Below are 12,357 nucleotides of genomic sequence, written 5' to 3' on the forward strand. Positions count from 1 at the left end.
TCGCGAATTGGAAAGCATGTTTAAACTGCAGGCGGATGCCTGCAAGTAAAGGAGACCAGAGATGCGCCACCAGAAAGCCGGCCGCAAGCTCAACCGTACCGCCAGCCATCGCAAGGCAATGTTTGCCAACATGGCGGCTTCGCTCATCACCCATGAGCAGATCGTAACGACGCTTCCGAAGGCCAAGGAAATCCGTCCGATCGTCGAAAAGCTGGTCACGCTCGGCAAGCGCGGCGACCTGCACGCTCGCCGTCAGGCCATTTCGCAGATCCAGGATCAGGACGCTGTGAAGAAGCTGTTCGATGCCATCGCTTCGCGCTACGCAACCCGCAACGGCGGTTACCTGCGTATCATGAAGGCTGGCTTCCGCCAGGGCGACAACGCTGCCATGGCCGTCATCGAGTTCGTTGAACGCGATGTGAACGCCAAGGGCGCTGCCGACAAGGCTCGCGTTGCCGCTGAAGCAGAAGCTGCCGAAGCCGCATAAGGTTTTGCCCTGACAAGGGGCAGACACGGAAAAAAGGCCGGGTGAGCGATCACCCGGCCTTTTGCGTTTATCCTCAAAGAGATTGAGGCGAAGTCTCAGTTACGCTGAAAGGCGGCGGCCTTTCTTGCCCTCTTGCGCTCCATCAGCTTTGGCCGCACCAGGCGGTAGCCCAAGAGAACCGTCACCACGGCGATATAGAAGGCCGGCTCCAGCGTCAGGCTCTTGCGTGACAGCACGAAATGCAGAATGGCAACGAGCAGGATGGGATAGGCGAGTTTGTGCAGCGTGTTCCAGCGGCTGCCAAGTTTTCTGATCGACCAGCGGTTGGAGGTGAGCGCGAGCGGCGTCAGCATCACAAGTCCCGCCATGCCGAGCATGATATAGGGCCGCTTCAGAAGATCGCCGAGGATCGAGGAAAAGACGAGCGCCCGGTCAAGCGTCAGGTAGACGGCAAAATGCGCCAGCACATAGTAGAAGGCGATGAGCCCCAGCGCCCGCCGATAGGCGATCAGGTTGACACCGAAAAGATCGCGGATCGGCGTGACGGCGAGGCCGAGGCAGAGAAAGCGCAGAGCCCACAGCCCAAGCAGATGTTCGAATGTGCGCACCGGGTCGGACCCGAGGTCGCCAAACACGCCCTGATAAAAGGCATAGAGGCCAGGCAGCAGTCCGAGTGCATACAGCACCCAGACGGAACTGGATCGATAGCGCGCGGGCAGGGCAAGGCTTGCCATGGTCAGTAGAACTTCTTCAGGTCCATGCCGGCATAGAGGCTGGCCACCTCGTCGCCGTAACCGTTGAAGGGAAGTGTGTCGACGGTGCGGCCGCCAAACAGGCCGCTGCCTTCGCCGATGCGCCGTTCGGTTGCCTGGCTCCAGCGGGGATGGTCGACCTTCGGGTTCACATTGGCATAAAAGCCGTATTCGTTCGGCGCGGAAATATTCCAGGTCGACGGCGGTTGCTTGTCGGTCAGCGTGATCTTGACGATCGACTTGATGCCCTTGAAGCCATATTTCCAAGGGGTGACGAGGCGGATCGGCGCGCCGTTCTGGTTGGGCAGGGTTTCGCCATAAACGCCGGTGGCGAGGATTGCCAGCGGATGGCGGGCCTCGTCCAGCCGCAGGCCTTCGACATAGGGCCAGGGCAGGGCCTGGAAGAAGCCGCGCTGGCCGGGCATCTGCTCGGGGCGCACGACGGTTTCGAAGGCGACATATTTGGCGCTGCCGAGCGGCTCGACCCGGTCGAGAATGGCGGAGATCGGAAAGCCGACCCAGGGGATGACCATGGACCAGGCCTCGACGCAGCGCATACGGTAGACGCGCTCTTCCATCGGGATTTCCGCCATGATCTTTTCCATGTCGATCACCTGCGGTTTTGCCACCATGCCGCCGACGGTAATCGCCCAGGGGGTCGGCTTGAAGTCGCCGGAATTCTGGGCCGGATCGGCCTTGTTGACGCCGAACTCGTAGAAATTGTTGTAGGTGGTGACGTCCTTTTTCGGCGTCAGCTTGTCGTTCACCTTGTAGGTGCTCGGCGTCGTGGCGATGGGGGCTGCGAGAGCACCGCTAGCACCGGTGAGCGCCATGCCGGCGGCAGCGCCGGCGATAAAGCCGCGCCGCGACAGATAGAGCGACTGCGGCGTGATCTCGGAAGCGGGGATGCGGGGCGGACGATAGGCCGGCATGGACAGTCTCCTGCAGAGCGGCGGGTGTTTATGATCATCTCTATACGTAACGGCAAGGAAGCCGGTTTCACAGAGGGTGTAGAAAGTGCGGCAGCCACGTTCTCGTGATGCTGAAGACGGGGCGAGGCGTACCGCTTTGGCCTGTCGTGATAGTGACACAGCAGGCCGTTTCCGCTAGGAAAAGCCCAAAAGCAGGGCATTATGGCCAGCAAAGCAGCGGTCATGCCCCTCCCACGTTCAAGACCTGAGGATAATACCATGCCTGCATACCGTTCGAGAACGACGACCCATGGCCGCAACATGGCGGGCGCCCGCGGTCTCTGGCGCGCCACGGGCATGAAGGACAGCGATTTCGGCAAGCCGATCATTGCCGTGGTCAATTCCTTCACGCAGTTCGTGCCGGGCCATGTGCACCTCAAGGATCTCGGTCAGCTGGTGGCGCGCGAGATCGAGGCGGCCGGCGGCGTTGCCAAGGAATTCAACACGATTGCCGTCGACGACGGCATCGCCATGGGCCATGACGGCATGCTCTATTCGCTGCCGTCGCGCGAGATCATCGCAGACAGCGTCGAATATATGGTCAATGCGCATTGCGCCGATGCCATGGTCTGCATCTCCAACTGCGACAAGATCACGCCCGGCATGCTAAATGCCGCCATGCGCCTCAACATTCCGGCCGTCTTCGTGTCCGGCGGTCCGATGGAGGCCGGCAAGGTGGTCATGCATGGCAAGACCGTCGCGCTCGACCTTGTTGATGCCATGGTGGCGGCGGCCGACGAAAAATATTCCGACGCGGATGTGCAGGCAATCGAACGCTCGGCCTGTCCCACCTGCGGCTCGTGCTCGGGCATGTTCACCGCCAATTCCATGAACTGCCTCACCGAAGCGCTCGGCCTGTCGCTGCCCGGCAACGGTTCGACGCTTGCCACCCATTCCGACCGCAAGCGCCTGTTCGTCGAAGCCGGCCACCTGATCGTCGATCTCGCCCGCCGCTACTACGAGCAGGAGGACGACAGCGTCCTGCCGCGCACCATCGCCTCCAAGGAAGCGTTTGAAAACGCCATGACGCTCGATATCGCCATGGGCGGATCGACCAATACGGTTCTGCATATCCTGGCGGCGGCCTATGAGGGCGGCGTCGATTTCACCATGGACGATATCGACCGCCTGTCGCGCCGGGTTCCGTGCCTCTCCAAGGTGGCGCCGGCCAAGCAGGACGTCCACATGGAAGACGTCCACCGGGCCGGCGGCATCATGCGCATTCTGGGCGAACTGGAACGCGGCGGCCTCATCAATACCAATTGCAAGACAGTGCATGAGGCAACGCTTGGCGATGCCATCAACCGCTGGGATATTACCCGCACCAATTCGGAAAGCGTGCGCACCTTCTTCAAGGCAGCCCCCGGCGGCGTGCCGACGCAGGTTGCCTTCTCGCAGTCCTCGCGCTGGGACGAGCTGGATACCGATGGCGAAACGGGTGTCATCCGCTCGGTCGAAAAGCCGTTTTCCAAGGATGGCGGTCTCGCGGTGCTCTACGGCAATATCGCGCTCGACGGCTGCATCGTGAAGACGGCGGGCGTTGACGAATCGATCCTGAAATTCACCGGTCCGGCGCGCGTCTTCGAGAGCCAGGATGCATCGGTGAAGGCCATCCTCAACAATGAGGTGAAGGCCGGCGATGTCGTCGTCATCCGTTACGAAGGCCCGAAGGGCGGCCCCGGCATGCAGGAAATGCTCTATCCGACGAGCTATCTGAAGTCGAAGGGGCTCGGCAAGGCCTGCGCGCTGATCACCGATGGACGCTTTTCCGGTGGCACATCCGGCCTTTCCATCGGCCATGCCTCGCCGGAAGCGGCCAATGGCGGTGCGATCGGTCTCGTGCGCGAAGGCGACATGATCGAGATCGATATTCCCAACCGCACGATCAACCTTCTGGTTCAGGACAGCGAACTGGCGAGCCGCCGTGCCGAACAGGACAAGCTCGGCTGGAAGCCGGCCGCGCCGCGCAAGCGCAATGTCACGACGGCACTCAAGGCCTATGCCGCCTTCGCCTCCAGCGCCGACAAGGGCGCCGTGCGCATCCTGCCGGAATAAGGGCTGAACCGGAGCCATGACGAAAAGGCCTGCCGGCGCAATTCGGCAGGCCCTTTCAGTTTGTGGGCCCTTACGGCGCGGGCGCTACCGGGTGATCCCAGTAGGGCGGCGTCCCGATCCGGCCAAGCAGATAATCGCGGAAGGACAGCACCTTGAAGGAGCGCAGGCGGTTTTCCGGATAGATCAGGTGAATGTCGTGAATGCTGGTATCGACGGCCGCCTCGACATCGGCCATCACCGGCACCAGCCTGCCGCTTGCCAGATGCTCATGCAAGAGCCAGGTGGGAAACAGCACGAGCCCCTGGTGCTGGAGGGCGGCCTCCACAAGGCTATCGGCATTGTTGCTGGTGAGATTGCCGCGCACGAGATGGGGGCGCAATTCTCCACCACCTGCTGCCGTTCGAAAATACCATCTCTGCGCGCCGTTGATGCCCTTGTAGAGCAGGCAATTGTGGTCGGTGAGTGCGTCCGGCCCCTGCGGCGCGCCGTGTTGCGCGAGATACGCGGGAGAGGCGCAGACGACGTAGCGCTGCGGCGTCAGCTTGCGCCCGCTGAGGCTTGAATCCTTCATCTGCCCGATGCGGATGGTGATGTCGGCGCCCTCGGCCACCGGATCGATGAAGGTATCGGAAAGCGTGAGGTCCACCTCCACCCGCGGGTGCAGGCCCTGATAGGCGGAAAGCAGCGGCGCGATATGGCGGCGCCCGAACGCAACGGGCGCATTGATGCGCAGGAGGCCGCGTGCCTCGCCGGCTGCCCCGCGGGCCTGTTCGCTCGCAAGGTCGATCTGCGACAAGGCCTCTCGCACCTCGCGCAAATAGGCCGATCCCGCATCCGTCAACGTCACCGCGCGTGTGTTGCGAAACAGCAGGCGCTGGCCGAGCAGCTCTTCCAGGCCGCTGATATGGCGGGAGACGGAGGAGGGTGGCAGGCTGTGGCGTCGCGCTGTCGCGCTGAAACTGGCGGTCGCTGCGAGATCGACGAACAGCCGCAGCGACAGAAGCGTCAGATCATTGCTCATGGGACAAACTTCATTTGCTCTGAGGCATCATTGTTGTTTTTCGGACACTAGCCTACCTCCGTTTCCTTCAACAAGAAGGGAGAGCCGCCGTATGGGGCACATTGTCATTCTTCTGCTGGTCGTCGCTTCCGGCATGGGGCTGTCCGTCGAGGCGGGGCTGCTCGGTCCCCTCGGCGAGGAGGTGGGGCATATGGCGGCAACCCTGTCGATCTTCCTGGTCGGCGGCCTCCTGATGTCGGTGGCGCTTGTCTTTGCGCCGAAGCGCAGCCTGCCGGGCCTGTTTGCCCAACCGCGCTGGCTTCTGGTCGGCGGCGTTCTCGGCCCGGTCTATGTCATCGTGCTGACGCTTGCGACGCCGGTCATCGGCGTCGGAACCACCATGGTCGGCATTCTGTGCGGCCAGGTCGCGGCAAGTCTCGCGATCGACCATTTCGGTTTCTTCGGCACGCCGCGCCGCGCCATGGACCGTTATCGCCTCGGTGCACTCCTGCTCATTGTTCTGGCTCTTGGGATTCTCAACCGATGATCTTCGTGCTTGTCACTCTTCTGGCGCTGGCCGGCGGTATTTCGCTTGCGGCGCAATCCTCCATTAACGGGCGTCTCGGCCGTGCGGCGGGCGTGATGGAAACGGCCTGGCTCACATTCGTGCTGGGCGCCGCCATTTCCTTCCTGCTATTCTTCTTCTTCGAGCCGGCCCACGCGCAGACGCTGTTCACGGCACCGAAATGGCAGCTGATCGGTGCCCTGTTCGGCGTGGTCTATATTCTCGTCAACGTAGTGGCCGTGCCGCGCGTCGGGATTGCAGCGGCAACCGTTGCCGTCATCACCGGCCAGCTGGCGATGAGCCTGCTGATCGATCACTTCGGCTGGTTCGGCAATGCCGTCATTCCGCTCGACGGCGGACGGTATCTGGCAATCGCGCTTCTCGCCGGGGCGCTTGCGCTCATCTATATCGGCAACAGCCGCAAGGCCTGACGAGCCCGCAGATCCGTCCGTCAGAGCGGGCGGATCAGCGTCTTTGTCGCCTCGTTCAGCTGCGTCATGCGCTCCTCATAGGCCGCGCGAATGCAGGCCGCGTCGGCCCCGCACTCCTGACGCTTCTTCAGCCAGGCCAGTTGCGTTTCCTTCAACTGGTCTCGGTTACCCATCGCCATGAGCGAAGTCAGGATGTCGAAGGTGGTTGCCATCTTCACATCGAGATCGTTCAGCGACCGGTCCTCGCAGATCACCTTCTCGCCGCCCGAAAGATCGGCCTTCTGGCAATCAAAGCTTGCGGCAAACGCCGGGGCGGCGGGAAGGGCGGCAAAGCCCATGAGCGCAGCGGCGCCGGCGGCAAGGGTGTGGGCAAGGCGGTTCGTCTTCATCATTTTGGTCTCCATGAACCCCCACTACGAAGCGCGGGCCAAATGGTTCCCACCGAAAGCCGAGCATTCCGGCTTCGGTGGTGCGCGCGTGCTGCGACAAAGGGGCTGCTGCGCCGGGCAATGAGGGAGAAGGCTCGCCTTTTCAACGTCTGGATCTATGTCTTCATCACATGAACATAGTTTAATGCGCGGGCAGCATTCGCCGTCCTTGCATCCCCATTTTCGGCCACCTTTCATTTCTAGCGTTTACAGATAGAAATCATCCTACCCGTCAAAGTGAGGAATCACATGCTGAGCATGCCGAAAAGCATCTCCCTCTGCCTTCTGGCGCTGTCGCTGATCCTGCCGTCGCAGGGTTTTGCGCAGGACAAGACCGTGCCGCAGAGCCGCCCGGAGATGCAATTGTCCTTTGCGCCACTGGTCAAGCAGACATCGGGCGCCGTGGTGAACGTCTATGCCGAGCGCGTCGTGCAGCGACAGAACCCGTTTGCCGGCGACCCCTTCTTCGAGCAGTTTTTCGGCCAGCGCATGCCGAACCGTTCGGAAAAGCAGTCGTCGCTGGGCTCTGGCGTCATCGTCTCGCACAACGGCCTCGTGGTGACCAACAACCACGTCATCCAGGGAGCCGACGACATCAAGATCGCGCTGCCGGATGGCCGCGAGTTTCCCTGCGAGGTACTGCTGAAGGACGAAAACATCGATCTTGCCGTCCTGAAGATCAAGGCCAAGGAAGAGTTCCCGGTTCTTGCCATCGGCAATTCGGATGCGGTCGAGGTCGGCGACCTGGTGCTCGCCATCGGCAATCCCTTCGGCGTCGGGCAGACGGTGACCAGCGGCATTGTCTCGGCGCTGGCCCGCAACCAGGTCTCGAGCGGTGATGTCGGCTTCTTCATCCAGACCGATGCCTCGATCAATCCCGGCAATTCCGGCGGTGCGCTCATGAACATGAGGGGCGAACTGATCGGCATCAATACGGCGATCTTTTCGCGCGGCGGTGGCTCGAACGGTATCGGCTTTGCCATTCCGGCCAATCTCGTCAAAGTCTTCGTGGCCGCAGCCGAGGAGGGCAAGACAAGCTTTGAAAAGCCCTATGTCGGGGCGACCTTCCAGCCGGTGACATCGGAAGTTGCCGAGGCGCTGGGTCTCAAGACCGCGCGCGGCGCCATCGTGGTGAGCGTCACCGAAGGCGGACCGGCCGACAAGGCGGGGCTGAAGCCCGGCGAAGTGATTACCGCGGCCAACGGCATTGCCGTCGAGCATCCGGATGCGCTCTGGTATCGCCTGACGACGGCCGGTCTTGGCAAGCCGGTGCATCTGACCGTGTCGCAAAACGGTGGCGAACGCCAGTTGACGATGGTGCTGGGCACCGCGCCGGAAACGGTGCCGCGCGATGAACGACTGATCGAGGGACGCAACCCGTTTGCGGGCCTGCGCGTCGCCAATCTGTCGCCGAAGCTTGCAACCGAGCTGCGCCTTCCCACCGACAAGACTGGCGTCGTCGTCTCCGAGGTGGTGCGTGGTTCGCCGGCGGCCCGGCTGGGATTCCAGGCCGGCGATATCGTCGTATCGCTGAACGGAGATGCGGTGTCGTCCACCAAGGTGCTGCAGACGCTCGCGGCTAGCAATCCGTCGCTGTGGCGCGTCGAGATCGAGCGCGACGGACAGCGCATTCGTCAATTCTTCCGATGAGCGAGGATCTGTTCCGCAAAAGCCTGCCGGAGGCGGTCGCATCGAAGCGACCGCTTGCCGATCGCCTGCGCCCGACTTCGCTTGCCGAGGTGACGGGCCAGCCGCACCTGACGGGCGAGGACGGCGTTCTTCGCCGCATGATCGCCTCGGGCTCGCTGGGCTCGATGATCTTCTGGGGGCCGCCGGGCACGGGAAAGACCACGGTGGCACGGCTCCTGTCCGGCGAGGCGGGGCTTGCCTTCGAACAGATTTCGGCGATCTTTTCGGGCGTGGCGGATCTGAAGAAGGTGTTCGAGGCCGCGCGGCTTCGCCGGATGGATGGGCGCCAGACCCTGCTCTTCGTGGACGAGATCCACCGCTTCAACCGTGCCCAGCAGGACAGTTTTCTGCCCGTGATGGAAGACGGGACCGTCATCCTTGTCGGCGCAACCACCGAAAACCCGAGTTTCGAGCTGAACGCCGCTCTCCTGTCGCGGGCGCGGGTGCTGACCTTTCGTGCCCATGACGAAGAAAGCCTCGCCGAACTTCTGTCGCGCGCCGAGACGGTGGAGGGCAAGCCGCTTCCCCTCGATGAGGAGGCGCGTGCTGCCCTTGTCCGTATGGCCGATGGCGATGGCCGTGCCGTGCTGACGCTTGCCGAAGAGGTGTGGCGGGCGGCCCGCGAGGGCGAGCGGTTCGACACAGAGGGCCTGTCGCGCATCGTCCAGCGCCGCGCGCCGGTCTATGACAAGGCGCAGGACGGCCATTACAATCTCATCTCTGCGCTGCACAAATCGGTGCGTGGCTCCGACCCCGATGCGGCGCTCTATTATCTCGCACGCATGTTCGATGCCGGAGAGGATCCGCTCTATATCGGCCGCCGGCTGGTGCGCATGGCGGTCGAGGATATCGGCCTTGCCGATCCGCAGGCGCTGGTCATCTGCAATGCCGCCAAGGATGCCTATGATTATCTGGGCTCGCCGGAGGGGGAACTGGCGCTCGCTCAGGCCTGCGTCTATCTCGCCACCGCGCCCAAATCCAACGCCGTCTACGTCGCCTTCAAGGCGGCGATGCGCACGGCCAAGGAAAACGGCTCGCTTCTGCCGCCAAAGCGCATTCTGAACGCCCCGACCAAGCTGATGAAGGGCGAGGGCTATGGCGACGGCTACCGTTACGACCACGACGAGCCGGATGCGTTTTCGGGACAGGACTATTTCCCCGACAAGCTTGGCCGGCAGGTGTTTTACGACCCGCCGGAGCGCGGGTTCGAGCGCGAGATCCGCAAGCGCCTGGACTGGTGGGCAAAGCTGCGCCGGGAGAGGGGCGGGGCCTGAAATCTATCGCTACGGGCCATCAGGCCTGTTTGCGCGCCGGCGGAGCGGTGCCGGCGGACGGGGCGCTCACCATCCTCACCGCTGAATCGGCCAGGCCATGATGGCCTTCGCCATCCACCACCAGATGCCAGTGGCCGCCTTCGGGAATGACCAGCCGGATGGGCGATTTCTTCGCCACGCCGCCGATGAATTTGAAATCCAGCTTTTCCGTAAAGCGCTGGTAATTGACCGCCGACATCAGCCGCACATTGTTGACGGCCGACAGCGTCACCTCGATGATCGTGCCGGCGCGCTGTGCCTTCAGGTCGAAATGGGTGAAGCGAAAAGAAGGGGCCGCCATCCTTGTCTCCATGCTCTGTGAGGGAGAGACGGTAGGGGGAGGAAGTTAATGCTTGGTGGAACCAGAATGCGAGAAATCCGTTAACAGAGCGAACAAGATGGTCGCTGCAGACCTCCCAGATGCGGTGACCCGGCTGTGATCCACCACGGCCCGACAAGAACAAGACTTTTATCTCCAGTCTGTTTCAGGCCTTGTCCCGTTTCCCCTGCCGGACAAGGCCTTTTCTTTGGCTGAAACCAGTCAAAAAGCGACGTTCTATCAGCACCTTACGGTGCTTGGATGAATCGATCCGGCAAGGCGTTGATTCAATCTGTGAAAGCCCGATCCTTTTTCCGGAGACAGCAAGGTCTGGCCTCGGGTCGATGATCGATGGTAGGACGCGTTCCAGCGCGTGCGGGGACGATGTCATGTATGGCGAGATGAAGCAGATAGTGCTCGACGTGACCCGTCTTGGACCTGAGAGCCTCCATGTCTTGGTGGCGCTCGGCACGTTTCTCATGTGTCTGCTCGTCTCGCGCCGTATCGCGTTCAGCCTGCTTCTGGTCGCTGCCCTCCAGATGACAAACGAAGTGCTCGATCTCTTCGATGATCTCGCCGACGGCAACCCGCTGCGGTGGTCGGACATGTGGAGCGATACCTATGCCTCTCTTCTCTTGCCAACCTTGCTTTCGGGCCTACTGTTTCTCGGGCGCGTCATGGCCGGCAGTCGTGCGTTGCGCCGCCATCGTGAGACAGGGCGAATGGGGGGCGGCAGGGTAACGTGACAGGAAGAGCGTTTTTTCTTTTCGAACGAAACCACGCAGGGGGAAAATTTCCTCGGCGAGCGCGTGTGCGACAGGCGCTGCTCTTTGCTTTGTTGGCTTTCACCACTGCGCCGGCCGATGCCGCCGATGCGCAGAAGGGGCGTCGCACCTTCCAGCAATGCGCGTCCTGTCATGTGGTGGACAGCGACAGCAACGGCTTTGGTCCGAACCTGAAGGGCGTGGTCGGGCGGCGGGCCGCAAGCGTGGCGGGCTATGCCTATTCACCGGCGCTTCGAGAGGCGGGGGCGGCCGGCTTGGTGTGGGACGAGGCCGCACTTGGCGAATTTCTCGCAAGCCCGTCGAAAAAAATTCCCGGCACGAAAATGCGCTTTTACGGCTTCTGGTTTCAGTCGCAGATCGACGATGTGATTGCCTATCTTAAGGAAAATCCCTGACGCCTGCGAAGGCATTTCGAAAGGTCTTGTGTCAGACTGCCACAGACGGGTGCGCCGGCCCAGGCTCGGTTAATGGAATGTTTATGAATTGATGCGAATGAAAGGTATCTTTGGTGCGGGATCGGCGCTCGGTATGGGGCTTGGCCGTTTAGAGGATCCCGTGGTGACAGCCGAATGTATCGCCTGCGCATTCGCCACATGCAGGCTGTGTATGGAGTAGTATCATGACCTCGAAGCCTTATGCCGTGGCGCTTTTCGCCACCCTTTCCGCCACTGTTGCCTTTGCCTCGGCCACTTGCGCTGCCGATCTTGCCGCGCCCTATTCGGAGCCGCCGGTCTATAGCGAACCGTCGGTCTCGTCCGGCTGGGATGGCGCCTATGTCGGTGCGCATGCCGGCGTTGGGATGCCGAAACTGAACCCGTTCTCCAGCAACAACGGCGTCGCAGCCGGCGTGCAGGCAGGCTACAACACCACGGTCGGCCGCGCCGTCGTCGGCGGTGAAGTCGAAGCCTCCTACATGGGCGACACGGAAGTGCGCGTCAACGGCGGCGAGCTCAAGGAGCGTCATCGCCTGGCCGCCAAGGGCAAGGTCGGCATGCCGCTCGACCAGACGCTGATCTATGGCACGGCCGGCCTTGCCATGACCAGTTTCCGCGACAACGGCAACGTGTCCGGCCCGGATGGCTGGAAGCCCGGCTATATCATCGGCGCCGGCGTCGAGCAGAAGCTGACGTCCAACATTTCGGCCAAGGTGGAATACAACTACACCGGCACGCCGAACGTCCGCAGCTTCGACAATGGTGCGCCCTCCGAGCGCGACCTGCACGATCATTCGGTCAAGGCGGGCATCAACTACAAGTTCTAGTCTACACGCCGAAGAGGCGTAAAAGTCATGGCTTCCCCAGGTCCGGGGAAGCCATTTTTCGTTGGGGCAGGCATCTTTATGCGGGTGGCGATAGCCGGGAGACGGCCTGTCAAAACATCTCTCTCTTCAGCGCGTCTTCGCCCCGGCTTTGCCGCCTTGGCCATGCTAATGTGCCCCCGATTCGCCGTCGGCCCGTAAGCATCGGCCCCTCATCGGGATCGGTTACCGGAAGCACGATGCGTCTCATCACAGAATTGAAGCGTCCGTTTGCATCCGACAGGCTGCATGACGGCGCGATCGC

The 12,357-nt window shown here is 62.2% G+C and carries 14 protein-coding genes; 9 read left to right on the forward strand and 5 right to left on the reverse strand.

What is annotated here, in order from left to right; all coding sequences use genetic code 11:
* Positions 1 to 61: 61 nt before the first annotated feature.
* Positions 62 to 487: a 50S ribosomal protein L17 gene (gene rplQ / locus ACEXP3_RS21875; RefSeq protein WP_137131939.1), complete on the forward strand. Its 426-nt coding sequence runs from the start codon at positions 62 to 64 to the stop codon at positions 485 to 487.
* Positions 488 to 582: 95 nt separating this feature from the next.
* Here rplQ and msrQ read toward each other — a convergent pair whose 3' ends face one another.
* Both msrQ and msrP read right to left on the reverse strand, forming a co-directional pair.
* A complete protein-coding gene (gene msrQ, locus ACEXP3_RS21880) occupies positions 583 to 1,221 on the reverse strand; it encodes a protein-methionine-sulfoxide reductase heme-binding subunit MsrQ (protein ID WP_377299335.1) in 639 nt (212 codons plus the stop codon).
* Between the two features lie 2 nt (positions 1,222 to 1,223).
* Entirely contained in the window at positions 1,224 to 2,171 is a 948-nt protein-coding gene (gene msrP, locus ACEXP3_RS21885) for a protein-methionine-sulfoxide reductase catalytic subunit MsrP (RefSeq protein ID WP_210102752.1), read from the reverse strand.
* Between the two features lie 258 nt (positions 2,172 to 2,429).
* On the opposite strand from msrP, the gene ilvD reads away from it, so the two are divergent.
* Positions 2,430 to 4,265 (forward strand): dihydroxy-acid dehydratase, encoded by a 1,836-nt coding sequence (gene ilvD, locus ACEXP3_RS21890; protein WP_377299337.1) that lies wholly within the window; start codon positions 2,430 to 2,432, stop codon positions 4,263 to 4,265.
* A gap of 70 nt (positions 4,266 to 4,335) precedes the next feature.
* On the opposite strand, the gene ACEXP3_RS21895 is transcribed toward ilvD, so the two are convergent.
* Positions 4,336 to 5,286: a LysR family transcriptional regulator gene (locus ACEXP3_RS21895; RefSeq protein ID WP_377299339.1), complete on the reverse strand. Its 951-nt coding sequence runs from the start codon at positions 5,284 to 5,286 to the stop codon at positions 4,336 to 4,338.
* A 91-nt stretch (positions 5,287 to 5,377) separates the two neighbouring features.
* Here ACEXP3_RS21895 and ACEXP3_RS21900 point away from each other — a divergent pair, with 91 nt between their 5' ends.
* Together ACEXP3_RS21900 and ACEXP3_RS21905 are read left to right on the forward strand one after the other, a co-directional pair.
* On the forward strand, positions 5,378 to 5,812 hold the full coding sequence (locus tag ACEXP3_RS21900) for a DMT family transporter (RefSeq protein ID WP_377299341.1): 435 nt from the start codon (positions 5,378 to 5,380) through the stop codon (positions 5,810 to 5,812).
* Positions 5,809 to 6,261, forward strand: coding sequence for a DMT family transporter (locus ACEXP3_RS21905; RefSeq protein WP_210102748.1), 453 nt, complete (start codon positions 5,809 to 5,811; stop codon positions 6,259 to 6,261). Before ACEXP3_RS21900 ends, ACEXP3_RS21905 begins: the two co-directional genes overlap by 4 nt.
* Positions 6,262 to 6,281: 20 nt before the next feature.
* Here the strand turns inward: ACEXP3_RS21905 and ACEXP3_RS21910 are convergent, their stop codons facing one another.
* Positions 6,282 to 6,653 (reverse strand): lysozyme inhibitor LprI family protein, encoded by a 372-nt coding sequence (locus tag ACEXP3_RS21910; protein WP_377299344.1) that lies wholly within the window; start codon positions 6,651 to 6,653, stop codon positions 6,282 to 6,284.
* Between the two features lie 285 nt (positions 6,654 to 6,938).
* Here ACEXP3_RS21910 and ACEXP3_RS21915 point away from each other — a divergent pair, with 285 nt between their 5' ends.
* Together ACEXP3_RS21915 and ACEXP3_RS21920 are read left to right on the forward strand one after the other, a co-directional pair.
* Positions 6,939 to 8,339 (forward strand): DegQ family serine endoprotease, encoded by a 1,401-nt coding sequence (locus ACEXP3_RS21915; protein ID WP_210102747.1) that lies wholly within the window; start codon positions 6,939 to 6,941, stop codon positions 8,337 to 8,339.
* Positions 8,336 to 9,652, forward strand: coding sequence for a replication-associated recombination protein A (locus ACEXP3_RS21920; RefSeq protein ID WP_377299346.1), 1,317 nt, complete (start codon positions 8,336 to 8,338; stop codon positions 9,650 to 9,652). The genes ACEXP3_RS21915 and ACEXP3_RS21920 overlap by 4 nt, the downstream gene beginning before the upstream one ends.
* Positions 9,653 to 9,671: 19 nt before the next feature.
* On the opposite strand, the gene ACEXP3_RS21925 is transcribed toward ACEXP3_RS21920, so the two are convergent.
* Positions 9,672 to 9,992, reverse strand: a complete 321-nt coding sequence (locus tag ACEXP3_RS21925; protein ID WP_377299348.1) for a DUF1883 domain-containing protein — start codon at positions 9,990 to 9,992, stop codon at positions 9,672 to 9,674.
* Between the two features lie 407 nt (positions 9,993 to 10,399).
* On the opposite strand from ACEXP3_RS21925, the gene ACEXP3_RS21930 reads away from it, so the two are divergent.
* The 3 genes from ACEXP3_RS21930 (at position 10,400) to ACEXP3_RS21940 (ending at position 12,056) form a co-directional block, all read left to right on the forward strand.
* The gene (locus tag ACEXP3_RS21930) at positions 10,400 to 10,756 is read left to right on the forward strand and encodes a hypothetical protein (protein ID WP_377299350.1); all 357 of its coding nucleotides are present in this window, start codon (positions 10,400 to 10,402) and stop codon (positions 10,754 to 10,756) included.
* A gap of 92 nt (positions 10,757 to 10,848) precedes the next feature.
* Positions 10,849 to 11,190 carry a c-type cytochrome gene (locus ACEXP3_RS21935; RefSeq protein ID WP_377299351.1) on the forward strand — a complete coding sequence of 114 codons (342 nt, stop codon included), beginning with the start codon at positions 10,849 to 10,851 and terminating at the stop codon, positions 11,188 to 11,190.
* 224 nt (positions 11,191 to 11,414) lie between these two features.
* Positions 11,415 to 12,056 (forward strand): outer membrane protein, encoded by a 642-nt coding sequence (locus ACEXP3_RS21940; protein ID WP_377299353.1) that lies wholly within the window; start codon positions 11,415 to 11,417, stop codon positions 12,054 to 12,056.
* Positions 12,057 to 12,357: the final 301 nt, after the last annotated feature.

The organism is Neorhizobium fuzhouense (assembly GCF_042611105.1).
Classification (GTDB): domain Bacteria; phylum Pseudomonadota; class Alphaproteobacteria; order Rhizobiales; family Rhizobiaceae; genus Neorhizobium; species Neorhizobium galegae_A.

Excerpts from the sequence above, each read along its gene's own strand:
- rplQ (WP_137131939.1), top strand. The coding sequence starts at position 62 with ATGCGCCACCAGAAAGCCGGCCGCAAGCTCAACCGTACCGCCAGCCAT.
- msrQ (WP_377299335.1), bottom strand. The coding sequence starts at position 1,221 with ATGGCAAGCCTTGCCCTGCCCGCGCGCTATCGATCCAGTTCCGTCTGG.
- msrP (WP_210102752.1), bottom strand. The coding sequence starts at position 2,171 with ATGCCGGCCTATCGTCCGCCCCGCATCCCCGCTTCCGAGATCACGCCG.
- ilvD (WP_377299337.1), top strand. The coding sequence starts at position 2,430 with ATGCCTGCATACCGTTCGAGAACGACGACCCATGGCCGCAACATGGCG.
- ACEXP3_RS21895 (WP_377299339.1), bottom strand. The coding sequence starts at position 5,286 with ATGAGCAATGATCTGACGCTTCTGTCGCTGCGGCTGTTCGTCGATCTC.
- ACEXP3_RS21900 (WP_377299341.1), top strand. The coding sequence starts at position 5,378 with ATGGGGCACATTGTCATTCTTCTGCTGGTCGTCGCTTCCGGCATGGGG.
- ACEXP3_RS21905 (WP_210102748.1), top strand. The coding sequence starts at position 5,809 with ATGATCTTCGTGCTTGTCACTCTTCTGGCGCTGGCCGGCGGTATTTCG.
- ACEXP3_RS21910 (WP_377299344.1), bottom strand. The coding sequence starts at position 6,653 with ATGATGAAGACGAACCGCCTTGCCCACACCCTTGCCGCCGGCGCCGCT.
- ACEXP3_RS21915 (WP_210102747.1), top strand. The coding sequence starts at position 6,939 with ATGCTGAGCATGCCGAAAAGCATCTCCCTCTGCCTTCTGGCGCTGTCG.
- ACEXP3_RS21920 (WP_377299346.1), top strand. The coding sequence starts at position 8,336 with ATGAGCGAGGATCTGTTCCGCAAAAGCCTGCCGGAGGCGGTCGCATCG.
- ACEXP3_RS21925 (WP_377299348.1), bottom strand. The coding sequence starts at position 9,992 with ATGGCGGCCCCTTCTTTTCGCTTCACCCATTTCGACCTGAAGGCACAG.
- ACEXP3_RS21930 (WP_377299350.1), top strand. The coding sequence starts at position 10,400 with ATGTATGGCGAGATGAAGCAGATAGTGCTCGACGTGACCCGTCTTGGA.
- ACEXP3_RS21940 (WP_377299353.1), top strand. The coding sequence starts at position 11,415 with ATGACCTCGAAGCCTTATGCCGTGGCGCTTTTCGCCACCCTTTCCGCC.